14 protein-coding genes are annotated in these 18,383 nt (G+C 63.2%); 12 read left to right on the forward strand and 2 right to left on the reverse strand.

From position 1 onward, the window contains the following. Positions 1 to 4: 4 nt before the first annotated feature. Positions 5 to 2,341 (reverse strand): TonB-dependent receptor, encoded by a 2,337-nt coding sequence (locus tag HUK73_RS21510; RefSeq protein ID WP_176593864.1) that lies wholly within the window; start codon positions 2,339 to 2,341, stop codon positions 5 to 7. A gap of 159 nt (positions 2,342 to 2,500) precedes the next feature. Here HUK73_RS21510 and HUK73_RS21515 point away from each other — a divergent pair, with 159 nt between their 5' ends. From HUK73_RS21515 to gdhA, 4 genes are all read left to right on the forward strand, one after another. Next, entirely contained in the window at positions 2,501 to 3,115 is a 615-nt protein-coding gene (locus tag HUK73_RS21515; protein ID WP_176593865.1) for a TetR/AcrR family transcriptional regulator, read from the forward strand. A 68-nt stretch (positions 3,116 to 3,183) separates the two neighbouring features. Next, a complete protein-coding gene (locus tag HUK73_RS21520; protein WP_176593866.1) occupies positions 3,184 to 4,479 on the forward strand; it encodes an O-acetylhomoserine aminocarboxypropyltransferase/cysteine synthase family protein in 1,296 nt (431 codons plus the stop codon). Positions 4,480 to 4,744: 265 nt separating this feature from the next. Continuing rightward, a complete protein-coding gene (gene rnk, locus HUK73_RS21525; protein ID WP_176593867.1) occupies positions 4,745 to 5,155 on the forward strand; it encodes a nucleoside diphosphate kinase regulator in 411 nt (136 codons plus the stop codon). Between the two features lie 174 nt (positions 5,156 to 5,329). Then, complete coding sequence (gdhA, locus tag HUK73_RS21530; protein WP_176593868.1) at positions 5,330 to 6,679, forward strand: NADP-specific glutamate dehydrogenase; 1,350 nt, start codon at positions 5,330 to 5,332, stop codon at positions 6,677 to 6,679. 37 nt (positions 6,680 to 6,716) lie between these two features. Here gdhA and HUK73_RS21535 read toward each other — a convergent pair whose 3' ends face one another. After that, positions 6,717 to 7,124 carry a heme-binding protein gene (locus HUK73_RS21535; RefSeq protein ID WP_176593869.1) on the reverse strand — a complete coding sequence of 136 codons (408 nt, stop codon included), beginning with the start codon at positions 7,122 to 7,124 and terminating at the stop codon, positions 6,717 to 6,719. 253 nt (positions 7,125 to 7,377) lie between these two features. Here HUK73_RS21535 and HUK73_RS21540 point away from each other — a divergent pair, with 253 nt between their 5' ends. The 8 genes from HUK73_RS21540 to HUK73_RS21575 all read left to right on the forward strand — a co-directional run bounded on the left by HUK73_RS21540 (position 7,378) and on the right by HUK73_RS21575 (position 18,365). Next, positions 7,378 to 9,105 carry an amidohydrolase family protein gene (locus tag HUK73_RS21540; RefSeq protein WP_176593870.1) on the forward strand — a complete coding sequence of 576 codons (1,728 nt, stop codon included), beginning with the start codon at positions 7,378 to 7,380 and terminating at the stop codon, positions 9,103 to 9,105. Positions 9,106 to 9,276: 171 nt separating this feature from the next. Beyond that, a complete protein-coding gene (locus HUK73_RS21545) occupies positions 9,277 to 10,302 on the forward strand; it encodes a zinc-binding dehydrogenase (RefSeq protein WP_176593871.1) in 1,026 nt (341 codons plus the stop codon). A gap of 179 nt (positions 10,303 to 10,481) precedes the next feature. Then, positions 10,482 to 12,830, forward strand: a complete 2,349-nt coding sequence (locus HUK73_RS21550; RefSeq protein WP_176593872.1) for a membrane-bound PQQ-dependent dehydrogenase, glucose/quinate/shikimate family — start codon at positions 10,482 to 10,484, stop codon at positions 12,828 to 12,830. 191 nt (positions 12,831 to 13,021) lie between these two features. After that, positions 13,022 to 14,275 (forward strand): CynX/NimT family MFS transporter, encoded by a 1,254-nt coding sequence (locus HUK73_RS21555; protein ID WP_255326481.1) that lies wholly within the window; start codon positions 13,022 to 13,024, stop codon positions 14,273 to 14,275. Positions 14,276 to 14,309: 34 nt separating this feature from the next. Continuing rightward, on the forward strand, positions 14,310 to 15,095 hold the full coding sequence (locus tag HUK73_RS21560) for an SDR family NAD(P)-dependent oxidoreductase (protein WP_176593873.1): 786 nt from the start codon (positions 14,310 to 14,312) through the stop codon (positions 15,093 to 15,095). Between the two features lie 46 nt (positions 15,096 to 15,141). Beyond that, complete coding sequence (locus HUK73_RS21565; protein ID WP_176593874.1) at positions 15,142 to 15,702, forward strand: carboxymuconolactone decarboxylase family protein; 561 nt, start codon at positions 15,142 to 15,144, stop codon at positions 15,700 to 15,702. A gap of 10 nt (positions 15,703 to 15,712) precedes the next feature. Next, positions 15,713 to 16,513 (forward strand): SDR family NAD(P)-dependent oxidoreductase, encoded by an 801-nt coding sequence (locus tag HUK73_RS21570; protein WP_176593875.1) that lies wholly within the window; start codon positions 15,713 to 15,715, stop codon positions 16,511 to 16,513. 163 nt (positions 16,514 to 16,676) lie between these two features. After that, positions 16,677 to 18,365 carry an FAD-binding protein gene (locus tag HUK73_RS21575; protein ID WP_176593876.1) on the forward strand — a complete coding sequence of 563 codons (1,689 nt, stop codon included), beginning with the start codon at positions 16,677 to 16,679 and terminating at the stop codon, positions 18,363 to 18,365. Positions 18,366 to 18,383: the final 18 nt, after the last annotated feature.

Consider the following 18,383-nt stretch of genomic DNA (forward strand, 5'->3'; position numbering starts at 1 on the left):
CGTTTTAGAAGCGGAAGCCTGCAGTGATCGTCCAGGTGCGTGGATCGCCATAATAGACGGTCTGGATATTGCCCACGCTGGAAAATTCCTGCCCGTCGGTCTTGTACAGTTCCTTGAAGGCGTTCTTCACCGCGCCGCGCAGATAATATTTTCCTTGCGCGAAATCGGCCTGAACATAGGCGTTGGCGATGGTGTAGCCGTCTTCATACAGGCCGGGGCGGTTGTCCACCGACAGCCACTGTTTGTCGACGAAGCGCATGTCCCCGCCGAAGGTCAGCGACGCGCTGCCCAGCGGCACGGTGTAATCCGCCGCCAGCCGCAGCGTCATCGGCGGGGCGAAGGGCGGCTTGCAGACGATGGCATGGCCGGTCGGGTTGCAGGAGAAGGCCGGGGCGCGGCGGCCGTCGTTGAATTCCTTATATTCGGCATTGAGATAACCGACCGACGCGGCGAGGTTCAGGTTGCGCACGGGCTTGACCGATGCTTCGAATTCCAGACCCCAGATGCGCAGCTTGCCCGCGTTGATGACCGGGAAGGAGCCGCTGGTCAGGCCGCTATTGTCGCCGCCGACGCGGGCCTGGAAATCCTTGTAATCGGAATAGAAGGCCGCCGCCGACAGGTTCACCTTGCCACCCAGGAAGCTGCCCTTGGCGCCTGCCTCATAGCTCCAGACCGTTTCCGGCTTGAAATAGGGAACGATGGTGGGAACGCCGTTGATGACCTGCGTGACGTCGCTCTGGCCGTTGACGCGGCCGTTGAAGCCGCCCGACTTGAAGCCGCGCGAAGCCGATGCGTAGAGCAGGGTGTCGCGGGTCGGCTTATAGGACAGGGTCGCCATGGGCGTCCATGCGTCGAAATCGACATGGTCGAGGTCGTTATAGGGTGCGGGCAGGCTGCCGGGGAACAGATAGGGCGCCGACTGCGCACCCGCCAGGACGGTATAGGTGGAACGGTTGTACCGCTTGCGCTCCTTGGTGTAGCGCAGGCCCGCTGTGATCGAGAGCTTGTCGGTCAGATTATAGGTCATCTGGCCGAAGGCGGCGTAGCTTTTCACATTCTGATGATCGTCGATATAGCGGGTGAAGGTGAGCGGCAGGACAAGGCCCGGTACCACCTGAAGCCGGAGATAATTGTCGTCATAGCTTTCCTGATGCGAGCTGATCGTCTCGTTCAGATAATAAAGGCCGAACACGCCCGACAATGGCCCGCTGTCATATTTGAGCTGCAATTCCTGGCTGAACTGCTTCTGGTGCACGCCGACAAAGGCGTCCGCGACTTCCAGTTCGGTCGCATCGAAATCGATATAATAATCGGGGCGCAGCTTGCGGTAGCCGGTGATGGACGTCAGCGTCAGCGCATCGTTCAGTTCGACATTGGCGGTGAAGGACAGGCCCCAATGGTCGAGCCGCTGGCCCTGACCGGGCGCGAGGCTGGTCGAGGCCTTGTAATCATATTTGCCATAGGGATAGGCGGGCTTCACCACCGGAACGCCGATCACCTGAAAGCTGGAATTGTAGAGCACGTTGGTCAGCGGCGCGGTGGCATAGCCCAGCGTCGGCGCGGTCCGCTGGCGCGTATAGTCGCCCGACAGGATCAGCTCCACCCGATCGCTGGGCGTGGCGCGCAGGATGGCGCGACCGGCCTGCGTGTTGCGGTCATTATATTTGCGGCCGGTCAGCGGATCGGTGACAGTGCCGTCGCGCTTGTCATAGACGCCCGCGATGCTGAGGGCGAGTTTGTCCTGCACCAGCGGCGCGGAGACATAGCCATTCGCCAGCCAGGTGTCGTAGCTGCCATAGGTCAGGCTGCCCATGGCCTTGAAATCGGTGGTGCTGGGCTTGCGGCTGACGATATTGACCGCGCCGCCAATGGTGTTCTTGCCATAGAGCGTGCCCTGCGGGCCGCGCAGCACTTCCACCCGCTCCACATCGAACAGGTTCACCAGCGCGCCCTGGATGCGGCTGAAATAGACGCCGTCGACATAGGTGCCGACCGCTGGGTCGAAGGTCTGGAGCGCGTCGGGCTGGCCGATGCCGCGAATGAAGAAGTTGGAATTGGACGTGGAGCCGCGACCCTGCACCAGATTGACGTTCGGCACCGCGCCCTGAATGCCCGACATGTCGTTCGCCTGAAGCTTTGTGATGGCGTCGGCGGAGATGGCGGTGACGGACACCGGAACGTCGAGGATGTTTTCCTCCCGCCGCCGGGCGGTGACGATGATGACGTCGCTGGCGCTATCGGCGGCGGCCGCTTCATTTTGCGCGGCGGCGGGAAGCGCGACGGCGCCGCCCCATGCGGCGGAGGCGAGAGCGATGATACGCAGGGAATGACGAGCCTTCATTGGACGGTTCCTCTCCTGGAATGACGCCCGGTAAACCGGGTCGCGAAACTGTTCTGCTGTTTCGATAATGAAAGTTGAACCGACTTTCAACTTCAAATAAGAAGGCGTGACAGGCACAGGCCCGCTGCGGCAAAAAGAGCACAGATTGCGAGGATGAGGATGACCGGATCGGCGGGCGAAAAGGATAAGACGCCGCGCACGGCGCGGGGGGAGCGAACCCGCCGCTCGCTGTTGTCGGCGGCGGCCGAGGAGTTCGGTGAGAAGGGTTTTCACGAAGGGTCGATCAGCGGCATTACCCGGCGGGCGGGCTGTGCGCTGGGCAGCTTCTACACCTATTTTGACAGCAAGGACGATATTTTCCGGGCGCTGGTTGCGGACATGTCGGGGCAGGTCAGGGACTATGTCGGCCCGCGCATCGCGAAGGCTCGCGACGGGATCGACGCGGAACGGCTGGGGCTTCTGAGTTTTCTGGAGTTCGCGCGGGGGCACAAGGAAATCTACCGCATCATCGACGAGGCGGAATTCGTCGATCAGGCCGCCTATCGGACCCATTATGAAAGCACGGTGGCCCGCATCATGACCCGGCTGCGCGAGGCGGCCGCCCGTGGTGAAGTCAGGGGCGAGCTGGACGAAGTGCATGCCTGGGCCATTATGGGGATGAACGTGTTTCTGGGCCTGCGCTTCGGCGTGTGGGACGACAGTCGCCCCGCCGAAGAGGTGGCGGCGATCGCCAATGGCTTGATCGAGCGGGGAATCGGGACAGGCGGGGATTGATCCCTTGACTTGTTTTTCCCCGGCTTCGAAGCCACCGTCACGGCGTTTGCCGATACAGGGGAGTTTCCATGTCTGAAAACAAGTTCAAGCCCGAAACCCTTGCCATTCACGCAGGTTGGCGGGCCGATCCGACGACCGGGTCGGTCGCCGTGCCGATCCATCAGACGACGTCCTATCAGTTTCGCGATGCGGAGCATGCGGCATCGCTCTTCGCGCTCCAGGAAATGGGCAACATCTATACGCGGATCATGAATCCGACGACCGATGTCCTGGAAAAGCGCGTCGCCGCGCTGGAGGGTGGTGCCGCCGCGCTGGCGGTCGCTTCGGGGCAGGCGGCTTCGGCCTATGCGATCCAGAATCTGGCGCGGGCCGGGGACAATATCGTCAGTTCGACGGCGCTCTATGGTGGAACCTATAATCTGTTCGCGAACACGCTGAAGGATCAGGGGGTCGAGGTCCGTTTCGTCGATCCGTCCGATCCGGAAAATTTCCGCCGGGCCACCGATGACCGGACGCGCGCCTATTATGCCGAGACCCTGCCCAATCCGAAGCTGGAGGTGTTCCCGATCGCGGACGTCGCCGCCATTGGTCGGGAGGCGGGCATTCCGCTCATCATGGACAATACGGCTGCACCGCTGCTCTGCCGCCCGATCGATCATGGCGCGGCGATCGTCGTCTATTCCGCGACCAAATATCTGGGCGGCCATGGTACGTCGATCGGCGGTCTGATCGTCGATGGAGGGAATTTCGACTGGACGGCCCATTCGGGGCGTCAGCCGCTGCTCAATACGCCGGACCCCTCCTATCACGGCGCCATCTGGGCAGAGGCGGCAAAGCCTCTTGGTCCCATCGCCTATATTCTTCGGGCAAGGGTTATCCTGCTGCGTGATCTTGGCGCCGCGCTCTCGCCCTTCAACGCGTTTCAGCTGATCCAGGGGATTGAAACGGCGGCGCTGCGGATGGAACGGCATTGCGCCAATGCCGTCCGGGTGGCCGAGCATCTGTCGCGCCATGCCGTCGTCACCAGGGTCATCCACCCCTCACAGCAGGACGGTCGCGCCAGGGCGCTGGCGGATCGATATCTGACGGGAGGCCAGGGCGGGCTTGTGGGTTTCGAGCTTGCCGGCGGGATCGAAGCGGGGCGCCGCTTCATCGATGCGTTGCAGCTTTTCTATCATGTCGCCAATATCGGCGATGCGCGCAGCCTGGCTATCCATCCTGCCTCCACGACCCATTCCCAGCTGAACGAGGCGGAGCAGCGCGCATCCGGCGTGTCGCCGGGCTATGTGCGGCTGTCCATCGGGATCGAGCACATCGACGACATATTGGCCGATGTCGATCAGGCGCTCGCGGCGGCCAGCTGAAACAGCCGGCGGCTCCGTGCGCTATCCTGCATGGAGCCGCCTTGCCACAGGTCCGTTCCTGCCTGTTTGACTCAGGCGGCGCGCCTGTGCAATGAAGCTGTCATGCATTCACGCAGCGATCATGTACGCTTCCGCTACCAGGGGGGACAGCTTCTCGCGGGCATCTAGCCCCGGGTGCCGGCGCTTCACGCCCCGGGCTCGGGGCAAATCGACAGATGGGGCACGCCATTCCGATGCGCGCCCATTCCTCTTGAGAGCCAGCGCCATGACCAGAATGCCAAACCGGGCCAAGCCGCCCGTTCATCTTATCGACATTGAAGCTGAAGGGCTGACCAATCTTGCCCTCGGGATCGCCGACACCATGCCGCAGGTCAGCGAACTGCTGCTGGACGAAATCGCCCGCGCGCAAACCCATCGGGCCGAGCGGATACCGCCGGACGTCGTCACCATGCACTCCTCGGTCGAATTTGTCGACGAGGCGAGCGGTGTCGACCGTACCGTGCAGATCGTCTACCCGGCCCAGGCGGATATCGCCGCTGGCCGGATCTCCATCCTGACCCCCATCGCCGCCGGGCTGATCGGGCTGCGCGAAGGGCAGTCGATCAGCTGGCCGGATCGTGAGGGGCGCGAGCGGAAGCTGACCATCGTCAAGGTGACGCAACCCACCCGCATCTGAAGCGCCGTGTCCGACCGGGCGCAGGATGCGCGCTCCGGTTCTTCATTATCGCATCGTTTTTGCGCAAGACTGTTTCCCATCTTTGTGCGCGATGCTCCCTTGGAACCAGCGACTTTGTAGCCGTTGTCCGCGGCCTGACAGGATATTCCGTTCAATTGACAAAGGAGTCATGACATGCCCCGGATAGACGAAAAACTTCTGCCGATCTTTGAAGATGTGCTGAGGCGGAATGCCGGTGAAACCGAATTCCATCAGGCCGTCGAGGAAGTGCTCGAAAGTCTGGGCGTGGTCGTCGCCAAACATCCTGAATATATGGACAATGCGTTGATCGAACGGATCTGCGAACCGGAAAGGCAGATCATCTTCCGCGTCCCCTGGGTCGACGACAAGGGGCATACCCACATCAACCGCGGTTTCCGCGTCCAGTTCAATTCCGCGCTTGGGCCGTATAAGGGCGGCCTGCGCTTCCACCCGTCGGTCAATGTCGGCATCATCAAGTTTCTGGGTTTCGAGCAGACCTTCAAGAACGCGCTCACCGGTCTGCCGATCGGCGGCGGCAAGGGTGGGTCCGATTTCAATCCACGCGGCCGCTCCGATGGCGAGATCATGCGTTTCTGCCAATCCTTCATGACCGAACTCTACCGGCATCTGGGCGAATATACGGACGTTCCGGCGGGCGATATCGGCGTCGGCGCGCGTGAGATCGGCTATCTGTTTGGCCAGTACAAGCGGTTGACCAACCGCTATGAAGCCGGTGTCCTGACCGGCAAGGGCCTGATCTATGGCGGGTCCCGCGCGCGGACCGAGGCGACCGGATATGGCACGGTCTATTTCGTCGACCAGATGCTGAAGACCCGGGGCGAGAGCCTTGAGGGCAAGCGGGCCATTGTTTCGGGATCGGGCAATGTCGCCATTTTCGCGATCGAGAAGATCAAGGAATTTGGCGGCAAGGCTGTCGCCTGTTCGGATTCGTCTGGCTTCATCGTCGACGAGGCCGGAATAGACCTGGATTTGCTGAAGGAGATCAAGCTGGTCCGCCGCGACCGGATTTCCGAATATGCGCGTCTGAAGGGCGCGGGCGCCTATTTCGTCGAGCAGGGTACGGTGTGGGAAGTGCCGTGCGATGTCGCCTTGCCGTCGGCCACGCAGAATGAACTCAACGGCAATGATGCAGCGGCGCTGATCCGCAACGGCGTCGTCGCCGTGGGCGAGGGCGCGAACATGCCGTGCACGCCGGAAGCCGTCCGTCTGTTCCAGAACGCCAATGTGCTTTTCGGTCCGGCGAAGGCGGCCAATGCCGGCGGCGTGGCGACGTCCGCGCTGGAAATGCAGCAGAACGCCTCGCGCGACAGCTGGACGTTCGAGGAGACGGAAGCCCGGCTGGCCATGATCATGCGCCGCATTCATGACAGCTGCGCGGAGACGGCCGAATTCTACGGCGCGCCGGGCAATTATGTGCTGGGCGCCAATGTGACCGGCTTTGTCCGGGTGGCCGAAGCGATGCAGGCCATGGGCGTCATCTGATGCGGTGGGGGAGCGTTGCCGCTCCCCCACTCATTCCCTATGCCAGAATGGCTGCAATGCCCGCACGGGCGATCTGGACATCCTGTTCCGACTTGACGCCGGACACGCCGACCGCGCCCACGAAATCGCCATCGACCACGATCGGCACGCCGCCTTCCAGCATGGCCTGAAGTCCCGGCGCGGACAGCATGGATATCCGGCCATTGAGGATCAGATCCTCGTAAACCTTCGATTCCCGGCGTCCCAGAATCGATGACACCGCCTTGGCCGGGGCCATTTGCGCGGTGCTGGCCGCCGCGCCGTCCAGCCGCAGCAGGCCGAGCAAATGCGCGCCGTCATCGACGACGGCGATCGTCACCGCCCAGCCATTGGCGAGGGCTTCAGCCTCCGCCGCGGCAAGAATGGCCTTTACGTCGCTGGCTTCCAGGCTTTGCTTGATCTTCATTCTCTTAATTCCGTTTCTTCTGCCGGGCGCATTTCCGGGCGGCCCTGAGGGTGGGATGCGCGGCTTAGGGAAAAAAAGGGCGAAGCTCAATTTTTCCGTTCCGGCAGCTGCGCCTTCGCGATCTGCGACCGCATCGGCATAAATTCCGCGCCGTCATTCAAATTGATGAAGACAGGTTTGGGCCCTTCGACCAGCATGTTTCCTCAATAGCCGTGGGCTGGTTGCACGGGCTGAAAAGAAGAGGATGTCGGTTATGAGCCGCTTTGATGTCGTGATCCGCAACGGCACCGTCGTCGATGGGCGGGGCGGTGATCCATGGATTGCCGATGTGGGAATCGTCGGGGACCGCATCGCCGCCATCGGCAGGGATCTGGCACCCGGCGCGGAGGAGATCGACGCCACCGGCCTGATCGTCACCCCCGGCTTTGTGGACATCCATACCCATTATGATGGGCAGGTGACCTGGGATAACCATCTGCGTCCATCGACCAGCCATGGCGTGACGACGATCCTCATGGGCAATTGCGGCGTCGGTTTCGCGCCGTGCAGACCCGAGCAGCGGGAGATGCTGGTGCGCCTGATGGAGGGTGTCGAGGATATCCCGAACCCGGTCCTGACCGAGGGGCTGCCCTGGAACTGGGAGAGCTTTCCGGACTATCTCGACAGCATTGCCGACAAGCCCTTTGACGCGGATGTCGCGGCCTTGCTGCCCCATGCGGCGCTGCGCGTCTATGTGATGGGGGAGAGAGGGGAAGCGAGGGAAGCGGCCAAGGAGGAGGACATCGCCCGGATGACCGCGCTGGTCTGCGAAGCGGTAAAGGCCGGCGCGCTTGGCATCGGCACGTCGCGGACCATGTTCCACCGCTCCATCGACGGCCATCTGATCCCGACGCTGACGGCTGAGGAAACCGAATTGCAGGCATTGGCCGACGCGATGACCGCCGCGGGCGGCGGCACGTTCCAGTTCGTCAGTGACTTTGCGGACGAGGATGCCGAGTTCGACATGATATTGCGGATCGCCGAGCGGTCGGGCCGGCCGATCACATTCCCGGCGGCCGGGACGGCCAGGGACCCGGCGCGCAGCCATCTCCTCGCGCGCGTCCGCGCCGCCAATCAGGCCGGGCAACGCATTGGCGTGCAGGTGCTGGGGCGCCCGACCGGCGCGATCATGGGCCACCAGCTGACGCTGCATCCCTTCTGCACCAGTCCCACCTATAAGTCGCTGGCGCATCTGCCATTTGAGGAGAAGATCGCCCGGCTTCAGCGGCCGGAGATCAAGGCCGCGATTCTGGCTGACCCGCTGACGCCGGACCCCGGTAATGCGCTGACCGACTTCGTCTTCAATTTCGACCGCATCTTCCCGCTGGGCGACAATCCCGATTATGAACCGTCGCTCGCCGATAGCGTGGCCGGGCGCGCCAGGGCGCTGGATATGCCGCCCGCCGAGCTGGCCTACGACCTGCTGCTGGAAAAGGATGGCAAGCGTCAGCTCTACATCACCATCACCCATTATGCGGAAGGCAATCTGGATGGGATGGGGCAGATCATCATGCATCCCGACTCGGTGATGGGGCTGGGCGATGGCGGTGCGCATTATGGCGCCATCTGCGACGCCAGCTATTCAACCTATCTGCTGACGCATTGGGTGCGGGATCGTGAGCGCGGCCGTGTGCCGTTGCCGCGCGCGATCAAAGCCATGACGCGCGATACCGCCGAGCTGGTCGGCCTTCGCGACCGTGGCGTGTTGGCAGAGGGATACCGGGCCGACATCAATGTGATCGATCTGGAAAATCTCCGCCTGCATGCCCCGGAAGTCGTCTTCGACCTGCCCGCCGGAGGCCGCCGCCTCATGCAGCGCGCGGATGGCTACCGGCTTACCATGCTGGCTGGCCAAATCGTCTCTCGCAAAGGCGAACCCACAGGCGCGTTGCCGGGTCGGCTCGTTCGCGGCGCGCAGCCAGCCCCCGTTGCTGCGGCATGATCGCGAAATTCATATCTTATTGGCGATAAATATACGCTCTTTTGGACATTGTTATAAGAAATTTGTTACTTTGCGTAATCCATATGCAGGATGCGCGTCGGCTACCCGACCCCTATGGGGGGAGGGCATGGCGGCGGAATGCATCGACGCCAGGGACAGGGGGGATAAGCCATGCGTGCAGCCTTTTTCCAGAAAGCGGGACAGCCGCTTGAACTGGGCACCACCGCTGATCCGACGCCCGCGCCCGAAGAGGTGATCATTGCCGTGGCGCGCGCCGGTATCTGCGGGTCCGACCTCCATGTGACCCAATATGGCGCGGCGGCCCCCGGAACGATCCTGGGGCATGAATTTGCTGGCGAGATCGTGGCGCTAGGCACTGGCGTCGGGGGTGACTGGCGCGTCGGGGACCGGGTGACGGCGTTGCCCCTTCATGCCTGCCATCATTGCGAGGCCTGCGACATGGCCTTGCCCGCCCTTTGCGCTGAGGCCCAGTTCACCGGCACCCTGTTGCAGAGGCCCGGCGCCTATGCGGAGTTCGTTGCCAGCCCGGCTTCCCTGCTTCAGCGCCTGCCTGCGGGTGTGTCGATCGACGAAGGCGGCATGGTCGAACCGTTGGCGGTGGCGCATCACACTGTTGAACTGGCCCGGATCAACAAGGGCGACGCGGTGTTGGTGATCGGTGCGGGACCGATCGGCGCGGCCGTGACGCTGTTTGCCCGGCTGGCGGGTGCCGCGCATGTCGTCGTCAGCGAGCCATCCGATGTACGCAGGGCGCTGGCGCAGGAGGTCGGCGCGACCGGCGCGATCGATCCTCGGGCGGACGATATCGGTGCACGGTTCCGCGCCATCACGGGGCGTTCGCCGCAGGTCGTGTTCGAATGCGTGGGGATTCCGGGGCTGTTGCAGCAGGCGGTCCAACTGGCTGGCATTCGTGGCCGGGTGGTGGTTGCCGGCGTATGCTTCGGGGAGGACAGCATCACGCCGCTGGTCGGGCTGAGCAAGGAAGTCAGCATCCAGTTCGCTCAATGCTACACCGAACGCAATTTCGAGCAGGTGATCGATCTGATCGCGCGCGGCGAGGCAAAGGCCCGTCCTTTGCACACGAAGACCGTGGGTTTTGCCGAACTTCCTGAAACGTTCGAAGCCCTGCGCACGGCTGAGGGCCAATGCAAGGTGCTGATCGATCCGACCTTGTGACCCGAATCTGAAGTTCGTCACACTATTGGGCAGGCGCTGAACGAACTTCAGATTCATCAGGGTCACTAGCAAATATATGCTTCCAGTGTGGTTTATGGATTTGAAATACGCTCCCCACCTGGCCGCTATCATGAGGCGTATTTCAAATCCACCACACTAGCGCGGGCAGGTGAGAGGGGATGACGGACGTGATGAAGAGGCGACTGGCCTTGTGGCCGTTGGGCATTCTGCTGGTGCTGATCGGCCTTTTGCTCACCGGAGGCGGTGGCTGGCTCGCGCTGCTTGGCGGGTCGCTTTATTATCTGCCGACCGGGCTGGTATGTCTGCTGTCGGGCCTGTTGATCTGCCGCGGCAACAGGCTTGGCCTGTGGCTTTATCTGATCGTCATCGCGGCGACGCTGATCTGGGCACTGGCGGAGGTCGGTCTGCAATTCTGGCTGCTGCTGCCTCGCCTCGGCGGGCCTCTGGTGCTAGGACTCTACATGATGACGCCCTGGGTGCGACATGCCTTTGGCCCTGAACGGACGCGGGCAGAGCAGTCGGGCAAGGCGCGCCCAAGGTCGCGGGCCGTTGCCGCCGCAGCGGTCGCGCTGGTTCTGATCGGCGGCGCCGCGCTGACGCTGCACTGGGGGACGGGGGCGGCGCAATCGTCCGATCCGCTCGCACCGCAGGCCGCGACCAACTGGTCCGACTATGCCGGTAACAAGGCGGGCCAGCGCTTTTCTCCCGCCAGTCAGATCACACCGTCCAATGTCGGGCGGCTGAAGGTCGCCTGGACCTATCGGACCGGGGATCTTCCCAAGGACCCGCGCCAACCGCAGATGTTTGAGGCGACGCCGCTCCAGATTGGCGACACGCTCTATCTTTGCACGGGGCATAACATCGTCATCGCGCTGGACGCGGACACCGGCAAGGAACGCTGGCGGCACGATCCCAGGGTGGATGCCAAGGGCGTCTACACCCTCGCCTGCCGCGGCGTCGCCTATCATCAGGCGGCCGATCCGGCGATCAAGGCGTGCCGTAGCCGCATCCTGGTCGGAACCATCGACGGACGCATGATCGCACTCGACGCGCAGACCGGGCAGCGCTGTCAGGATTTCGGGCGCAACGGCGAAATCTCGCTTCATGTCGGCCTGGGTTCCGTCAAGCCCGGGGTCCAGTTCGTTACCTCGCCGCCGACGATAATGGGGAATATCGCGGTCGTCGGCGGTTTCGTGCTCGACAATATGGGGGTGGGCAATCCTTCGGGTGTTGTCCGGGCCTTCGACGTCGGCAGCGGCCGGGAGCTGTGGAGTTGGGACGCCGGGCGGCACGACCCCAATGCGCTGCTCAAGCCGGGTGAAACCTATGTCCATGGATCGCCCAATGCCTGGAGCCTGTTCAGCGCGGACGAGAAGCTGGGTCTGGTCTACATCCCCACCGGCAATCCGTCGCCCGACCATTTCGGCGGACATCGCAGCGCGGACATGGACCGTTATGGCAGTTCGGTGGTGGCGCTGGATATAGCGACCGGCAAGCTGCGCTGGTCCTTCCAGACCGTGCATCATGACCTGTGGGACTATGATGTCGCCTCGCAGCCGGTGCTGGTCGATATGCCGCTGAACGGGCGGACTGTTCCGGCGCTGGTCCAGGCGACCAAGCAGGGTGAGATCTTCCTGCTCGACCGGCGGACCGGCCGTTCGCTGGCGCCCGTCGAGGAGCGGCCGGTACCGCAGGGGCATGTGCCGGGCGAACGCTATTCGCCCACCCAGCCTGTTTCGCTCGCTTTCCCCAGCCTGGTGCCGCCGCCGCTGCGCGAGGCCGACATGTGGGGGGCGACGCCGGTGGACCAGCTATGGTGCCGCATCGCGTTCCGCAGGCTGAACTATGCGGGCCGGTTCACGCCGCCCTCACTGGACAACGGCCTGATCTTCCCCGGCAATAACGGCATCATGAACTGGGGCAGCGTCGCGGTGGATGCGGAGCGCCAGCTCATGATCGTGCCGACATCCTACATGCCGCTGACCCTGAAGCTCATTCCCCGCAAGGAAGCGCCCGCAACGGGCGAGATCGTTCTCGACGGGCGCGGGGCGATCTCACCGATGAGCGGAACGCCCTATGCGGTCCGTACCGAGCGTCCCTTCGTCTCGCCGATCGGGCTGCCCTGCAACGCGCCGCCATGGGGTCGCCTGACCGCCATCGACCTCAGGACGCGGCAGATTCTGTGGCAGCGGCCGTTGGGTACGACGGCGGATCATGCGCCGCTGCGGATTCCGGTTCCCGGCGTGTTCAATCAGGGCGGCGCGATGGTGACGCGCGGCGGGGTGGCGTTCATTGGCGCGGCGATGGACAATTATCTGCGCGCCTTCGATCTGAAGAGCGGCAGGGAATTGTGGAAGGGGCGCTTGCCGGCTGGCGGTCAGGCCCTGCCGATGAGCTATGTCTCGCCCCGCACCGGCAAACAATATGTCGTCATCGCGGCCGGTGGGCATGCGTTCATGCATACGACCATCGGCGACTATGTCGTCGCTTACAGCCTGCAGGACTGAGACCGGAAATGTGCTGAGGGCCTGCCGCGCCGGTGAGGTTTTGAGGCCTCCCCGGCACCCTGTCAGGCTTGATGGCAATCGCCTCTTGCGTCCAACGGCTACGCATTTCAATTATGGAGAGAGAAAAAACATGAGAAGCGCGAATCGATTCGCGGTGTAGGACTGCTCATTCTTGAAAGAAGGGAGAGGATATGGCTGCAACCCCCGACAGCGGTAACGCCAGTCCAGCCACGCTGCGATGGCGGCGGGAGTATGGCATGGTGTTCCGTGCTTTCCTGGCGCAAAATGTCGCGGTGGGATGCGCCTTCGGCGCCTTTGGCGTCACCGTTCTTCCCTTGCAGGAGAAATTCGGCGCGAGCCGGGGCGGCGCGACGCTGGCACTGGCGCTGTGTGTCCTGATGATGGGGGCTGCCAGTCCTGTGGCCGGCACGCTGATCGGGCGGATCGGCCTGCGCTGGCTGATGACGATCGGCACGCTGCTGTCCGCCGCAGGCTATGCGTTGTTGGCGGTTACGCCCGGCATGACGGCGGTGCTGCTGCTTTATGCCCTGCCGATCGGTGTGGGACTGGCCATGTTCGGACCTTTTCCTTCCAGCGTGCTGGCGAGCAATTGGTTTCCCAGCAATCCGGGGCCGGCCCTGGGCGTTGCGAATGTACCGCTGTTTGTAGCACTGTTGCCGGTCATCGGGTCGGTGCTGATCCGCGATCATGGATTGACCGCTCTTTATCTGATGCTCGCCGTGCTGCACCTGCTGGCGCTGCCCTTCATGCTGACCATAGCGGATGGTCCGGTGGATCAGCATCACCCTTCCGTCCACGATCATGCCGCGCATGGCATGTTGCCGACCGGCGCGGTATTGGGTCGGCCCGCCTTCTGGGTGATGTGTCTCGGCGCGGGGTACATCAATGCGGCGGGTATCACCGGCGTGTCGCATTTGGCCGCGTTCGCGGCTGAAAAGGGCGTGGCGGCGAACCATGCTGCGTTGCTGCTGTCGATCATGGGGGGGGCTGCCATGCTCGGGGCCCTGGCCACCGGTCTGCTGTGCGGTCGGTTGGGTGCGGCGCGCACCTTGGCGCTGATCGCCATTGTCGTTTGCCTTAGCTGGCTGATTCTCTCGACGACGCTGAATTTCATATTCATGGCGATCGCTGCATTGCTCATGGGGGCCGGCGGAGCCGGGGTGTTTCCGGCCGTCAACATGCTGGCCGGGCGCTTGTTCGGGCAGGCGTCCCTGCCGCGCGTCATGGGGCTTTTCGGCCTTTTCACCCTGCCGTTGATCTTTTGCCTGCCGCCACTGGCGGGGGTGTTGCATGATGCCGTGGGTGGATATGGCCCGGTCGTCGGGATCATCATCGGCGGGACGGCCATGGTCGCGTTGATGTTCATGACGATGGGGCGCCGGACGGTGCCTGCCGACGCGACCCAGCCCGTGCCGGTCGGCTGAACGGGATGAATTGAATATTCAGGAAAGGACAATCATGAATCGTTTGCATAACAAGGTCGCCATTATCACCGGCGGCGCGCGTGGCATGGGGGCCGCGACCAGCCGCCTGTTCGTGGCGGAAGGCGCGAAGGTCGCCATTGCCGACCTGCTCGATGAAGCGGGTGAGGCGCTGGCTGCTGAACTGGGCGATGCGGCCCGTTTCTATCATCACGACGTCACCAGCGAGGAAGGCTGGGCAAATCTGGTCGCAGCCGTCGAGGCGGATCTTGGCCCCGTCGACATATTGGTCAACAATGCGGGCATCCTGCTGTTCCGCACCCTGCTGGATACGACGCTGGAGGACTATGAGAAGGTTCTGAACGTCAATCTGGTCGGGGAATTCTTGGGCATCAAGGCGGTCGCGCCGGGCATGATCGCGCGCGGCAATGGGTCGATCGTCAATATCTCCTCGGTCGATGGGATGAAGGGGGCCAATGGTCTGGCCGCCTATTCTTCCAGCAAATGGGGCGTTCGCGGCCTGACCCGCGTTGCCGCGCTGGAGCTGGGGCATCGGGGCGTTCGCGTCAACTCGGTGCATCCCGGCGGCGTGGACACGGTGATGACCAACCATGAAGGCCGCAGCCGGGACAGCGTCAGCGAGAGGTTCCGCAACATTCCCCTGCAACGCGTCGGCGGGCCGGAAGAGGTGGCCAAGGCGACCCTGTTCCTGGCCAGCGACGATGCTTCTTATCTGGCTGGGGCGGAGATCGCCGTCGATGGCGGTATGCTGACCGGGCATTATTATGAAGGTCTTCCGGGTGCGCCGGGGGTATCTTCCTGACGGAGCGACCCGCGCAAATATTTTTGATGGAAAGAGGAGCATGTCCATGATCCGCATCGACATTCCCGCCGATCAGGCGGCCAATCCCCATGGCTATGCCGCCCGCGCACATGGGCGGGAAATCATGGCTGCTGCCGATGCCTTTTCCAAGGCGGTGTATCAGCACAGCATTCTGTCGTTGCGCGAGTTCGAGGGCGCCCGGTCGCGCATCGCGCAGATCAACGGTTGCGTCGTGTGTCAGCAATTCCGCGCGGCAAAGGATGCGCCGTCAATGTTCGCGGCGACCGGCGTGCGCCCCGGTCATCTGGTGTCCGACAATGGACCCGCTCCTGACGAGGCCTTTTACGATGCCGTCGAACAGTGGCGCACGTCGCCGCTGTTCAGCCCGCGCGAGCGGATCGCCATCGAATTTGCGGAACGCTTCGCGGAGGAGCCGAAGGTCCTCGCCGATGACGAGGGCTTCTGGGAGCGCGCCCACGCCCATTTTTCCGACGCGGAAATCGTCGATCTGGCGCACAGTGTCGCGGCGTGGACGGGTTTGGGACGCGTGGCCCATGTCCTGGGCTTTGACAGCGTCTGCCTGCCCTTCATGGCAGGGGTGGAATAAGGAATGACGAATGGCTGAAGGACGACTGGCCGGGAGGGCGGCGCTGATCACGGGCGCCGCCGACGGCATTGGGGAAGGCATGGCCCGGCGCTTCGCGCGGGAGGGCGGGGCCGTGATGGTGGTCGACTTCGACGCTGCAAAGGGTGAGGCGGTGACCGCTGATCTGTGCGCCATGGGCGCTCAGGCCGCGTTCTTCCACGCTGACGTGACAAAGAAGGGGGACGTGACCGGGTCAGTGGCGGCCTGTGTCGATCGTTTCGGCAGCATCGATATTTTGGTGAACAATGCCTATCGCGGATCGGGTCATGGCCGCATCGAAGCCAAGTCGGACGACATATTCGAAAACAGCATGGCCATGTGCCTCTATGCCGCGAAATGGTCGATGGAGGCAGCCTTTCCCCATATGCGCGCACGGCATTGGGGGCGGATCATCAACGTCGCATCCTTGAACGGCGTCAATGCCCATATGGGCACCGCCGATTATAATGCGGGCAAGGAAGCCTTGCGCGCCTATACCCGCACCGCCGCGCGCGAATGGGCGGGCTATGGCATTTGCGCCAATATCCTGTGCCCGGCGGCGGTCTCCTCCAGCTATCGCCGGTTTCAGGAGCAGGCGCCTGCCGTCGCCGCCGCCACGGCCGCTGCCAATCCGATGGGGCGGATGGGCGATCCTGAAGCGGATATCGGCGGCGTCGCCCTGTTCCTCGCCAGCGAAGACGCGCGCTACCTGACCGGCAACACGCTGTTCGTGGACGGTGGCGGCCATATCAACGGCGTCAACTGGGTCCCTGATTTGGGGCCTGACAGCTGATTGAACCCGCTGGATGTGGCGTGCATCGTAGAATATTTGCTAGATAACTACGCATGAAGTTGACTTTTTGGCCAGTAGCGCCGCATTATGCGTGAATATTGCGGGAGAGGGTCGTGGCTGTCTTCGATCCGCGGGACTGGACAGGATTCGGAAGCGGGCAAGCATGACCAATTGGGACAAGGAAGTCGATATCCTCGTGGTGGGGTCGGGCGCGGGCGGCATGATGTCGGCGCTGGTGGGTTCTCATAGCCGAGCCGATGTCCTCATCGTCGAAAAGGCGGACCTATGGGGCGGCACGTCGGCCACGTCAGGCGGCGGCATCTGGATTCCCGGCAGCGCTCCGGCGAAGGCGGCGGGATTTGACGATAATCTGGACGATGCCTTCAGCTATTTGCGGGCCTTGTCGGCGGATAATGTGCCGGATGCGAATATCCGGGCCTATGTCGACAATGCTGCGCCGATGTTGCGCTGGCTGATGGATCATACGCCGGTACAATATATGGCCTTTCCCTATCCCGATTATCACGCCGAAAATCCGGGCGGATCGGCGCAGGGTTTCCGCACCCACCTGCCCCAGCCGCTGGACGGCAAGTCGCTGGGCGCAGATATCCGTACACAGCGTTTCCCGTCGCCCGCGGCCAGCCTGTTCGGCTATCTGAACTGGCATTTCACCGAAACCTACGAACTGCTGTACCGCAGCAAGGGGTGGATGAAGAATCTGGTCGTCAACATGGCGAAATATTGGCTGGACCTGCCCTTCCGCCTGACGTCGCGCAAGGATCGGCGGCTGACGCTGGGCAATGCGTTGACCGGTGGGCTGCGCATGGCGCTCAACCGGCAGGGCGTGCCGCTCTGGCTGGAAACGCCGCTCAAGGAGTTGGTGCGCGAAGACGGCAAGGTGACGGGCGCGGTCGTGGAAAGGGACGGCAAGCCTTACCGGATCGGCGTGCGCAAGGGCGTGGTGCTGGCTGCCGGGGGCTTCGACAAGGATCAGGCGATGCGCGACGACAACGCGCCGCTTTATCCCACCGCGCAATATTCCGGGGGCGTGACCAGCAATACCGGTGACAGCATCCGGGCCGGTGAGGCGGTGGGCGCAGGGACGCTCAACATGCAGTCGGCCTGGGCCGCGCCGGTCTTTTACGTGCCGGGCGAGGATCGCGGGCGGTTGTGCACCATAGAGCGCGCTCTGCCGGGCTGCATCATGGTGAACCAGCAGGGCCAGCGCTATCTGAACGAGGCGGCGTCCTATCATATCGTGGGCCAGCAGATGGCGCGGCGTCAGGCCGAGCATGGTGATGCCTCGCCCAGCTGGATGATCTTCGACCATGAATATCGGCATAAATTCCCCATGGGGCCTCTCTATCCGCTGATGCCGACCTTCCTGCAGGGCAGCGGCGTGCGGAAGATTTTGAAGCAGGGGCGGTCGATCGAGGAACTGGCCGCCAAGATCGGCATGGACCCGGCAACGCTGTCCGCGACGGTCGCGCGCTTCAACAGCCATGCGGCGAAGGGCGAAGACCCCGAATTCCACCGGGGTGAAGCGGCCTATGACAAGATGTATGGCGATCCCCGCCATGGCCCCAATCCGTGCCTGCGTCCGCTGAACAAGGGACCCTATTATGCCATGCCCATCTATCCGGGCGATATTGGGACCAATGGCGGGCTGATGACCAACGCCCAAGCGCAGGTCGTCGACCAGGAGGGCAACGTCATTTCCGGGCTCTACGCGGTGGGCAATAATGCGGCATCGGCCATGGGCGAAAGCTATCCGGGGGCAGGCGTCACCCTGGGGCCGGCGATGACCTTCGGCTATGTCGCGGTCCGGCACATGACAGGGGGCAATGCCTGAAGAGGGCCTGATCGAGCC

It is taken from the genome of Sphingobium sp. EM0848, assembly GCF_013375555.1.
In the GTDB taxonomy this organism is placed as follows: Bacteria; Pseudomonadota; Alphaproteobacteria; order Sphingomonadales; family Sphingomonadaceae; genus Sphingobium.

What these genes read in the sequence shown, in the direction of transcription:
- HUK73_RS21510 (WP_176593864.1), bottom strand. Translation starts at nt 2,341, where the DNA reads ATGAAGGCTCGTCATTCCCTGCGTATCATCGCTCTCGCCTCCGCCGCA.
- HUK73_RS21515 (WP_176593865.1), top strand. Translation starts at nt 2,501, where the DNA reads ATGACCGGATCGGCGGGCGAAAAGGATAAGACGCCGCGCACGGCGCGG.
- HUK73_RS21520 (WP_176593866.1), top strand. Translation starts at nt 3,184, where the DNA reads ATGTCTGAAAACAAGTTCAAGCCCGAAACCCTTGCCATTCACGCAGGT.
- rnk (WP_176593867.1), top strand. Translation starts at nt 4,745, where the DNA reads ATGACCAGAATGCCAAACCGGGCCAAGCCGCCCGTTCATCTTATCGAC.
- gdhA (WP_176593868.1), top strand. Translation starts at nt 5,330, where the DNA reads ATGCCCCGGATAGACGAAAAACTTCTGCCGATCTTTGAAGATGTGCTG.
- HUK73_RS21535 (WP_176593869.1), bottom strand. Translation starts at nt 7,124, where the DNA reads ATGAAGATCAAGCAAAGCCTGGAAGCCAGCGACGTAAAGGCCATTCTT.
- HUK73_RS21540 (WP_176593870.1), top strand. Translation starts at nt 7,378, where the DNA reads ATGAGCCGCTTTGATGTCGTGATCCGCAACGGCACCGTCGTCGATGGG.
- HUK73_RS21545 (WP_176593871.1), top strand. Translation starts at nt 9,277, where the DNA reads ATGCGTGCAGCCTTTTTCCAGAAAGCGGGACAGCCGCTTGAACTGGGC.
- HUK73_RS21550 (WP_176593872.1), top strand. Translation starts at nt 10,482, where the DNA reads ATGACGGACGTGATGAAGAGGCGACTGGCCTTGTGGCCGTTGGGCATT.
- HUK73_RS21555 (WP_255326481.1), top strand. Translation starts at nt 13,022, where the DNA reads ATGGCTGCAACCCCCGACAGCGGTAACGCCAGTCCAGCCACGCTGCGA.
- HUK73_RS21560 (WP_176593873.1), top strand. Translation starts at nt 14,310, where the DNA reads ATGAATCGTTTGCATAACAAGGTCGCCATTATCACCGGCGGCGCGCGT.
- HUK73_RS21565 (WP_176593874.1), top strand. Translation starts at nt 15,142, where the DNA reads ATGATCCGCATCGACATTCCCGCCGATCAGGCGGCCAATCCCCATGGC.
- HUK73_RS21570 (WP_176593875.1), top strand. Translation starts at nt 15,713, where the DNA reads ATGGCTGAAGGACGACTGGCCGGGAGGGCGGCGCTGATCACGGGCGCC.
- HUK73_RS21575 (WP_176593876.1), top strand. Translation starts at nt 16,677, where the DNA reads ATGACCAATTGGGACAAGGAAGTCGATATCCTCGTGGTGGGGTCGGGC.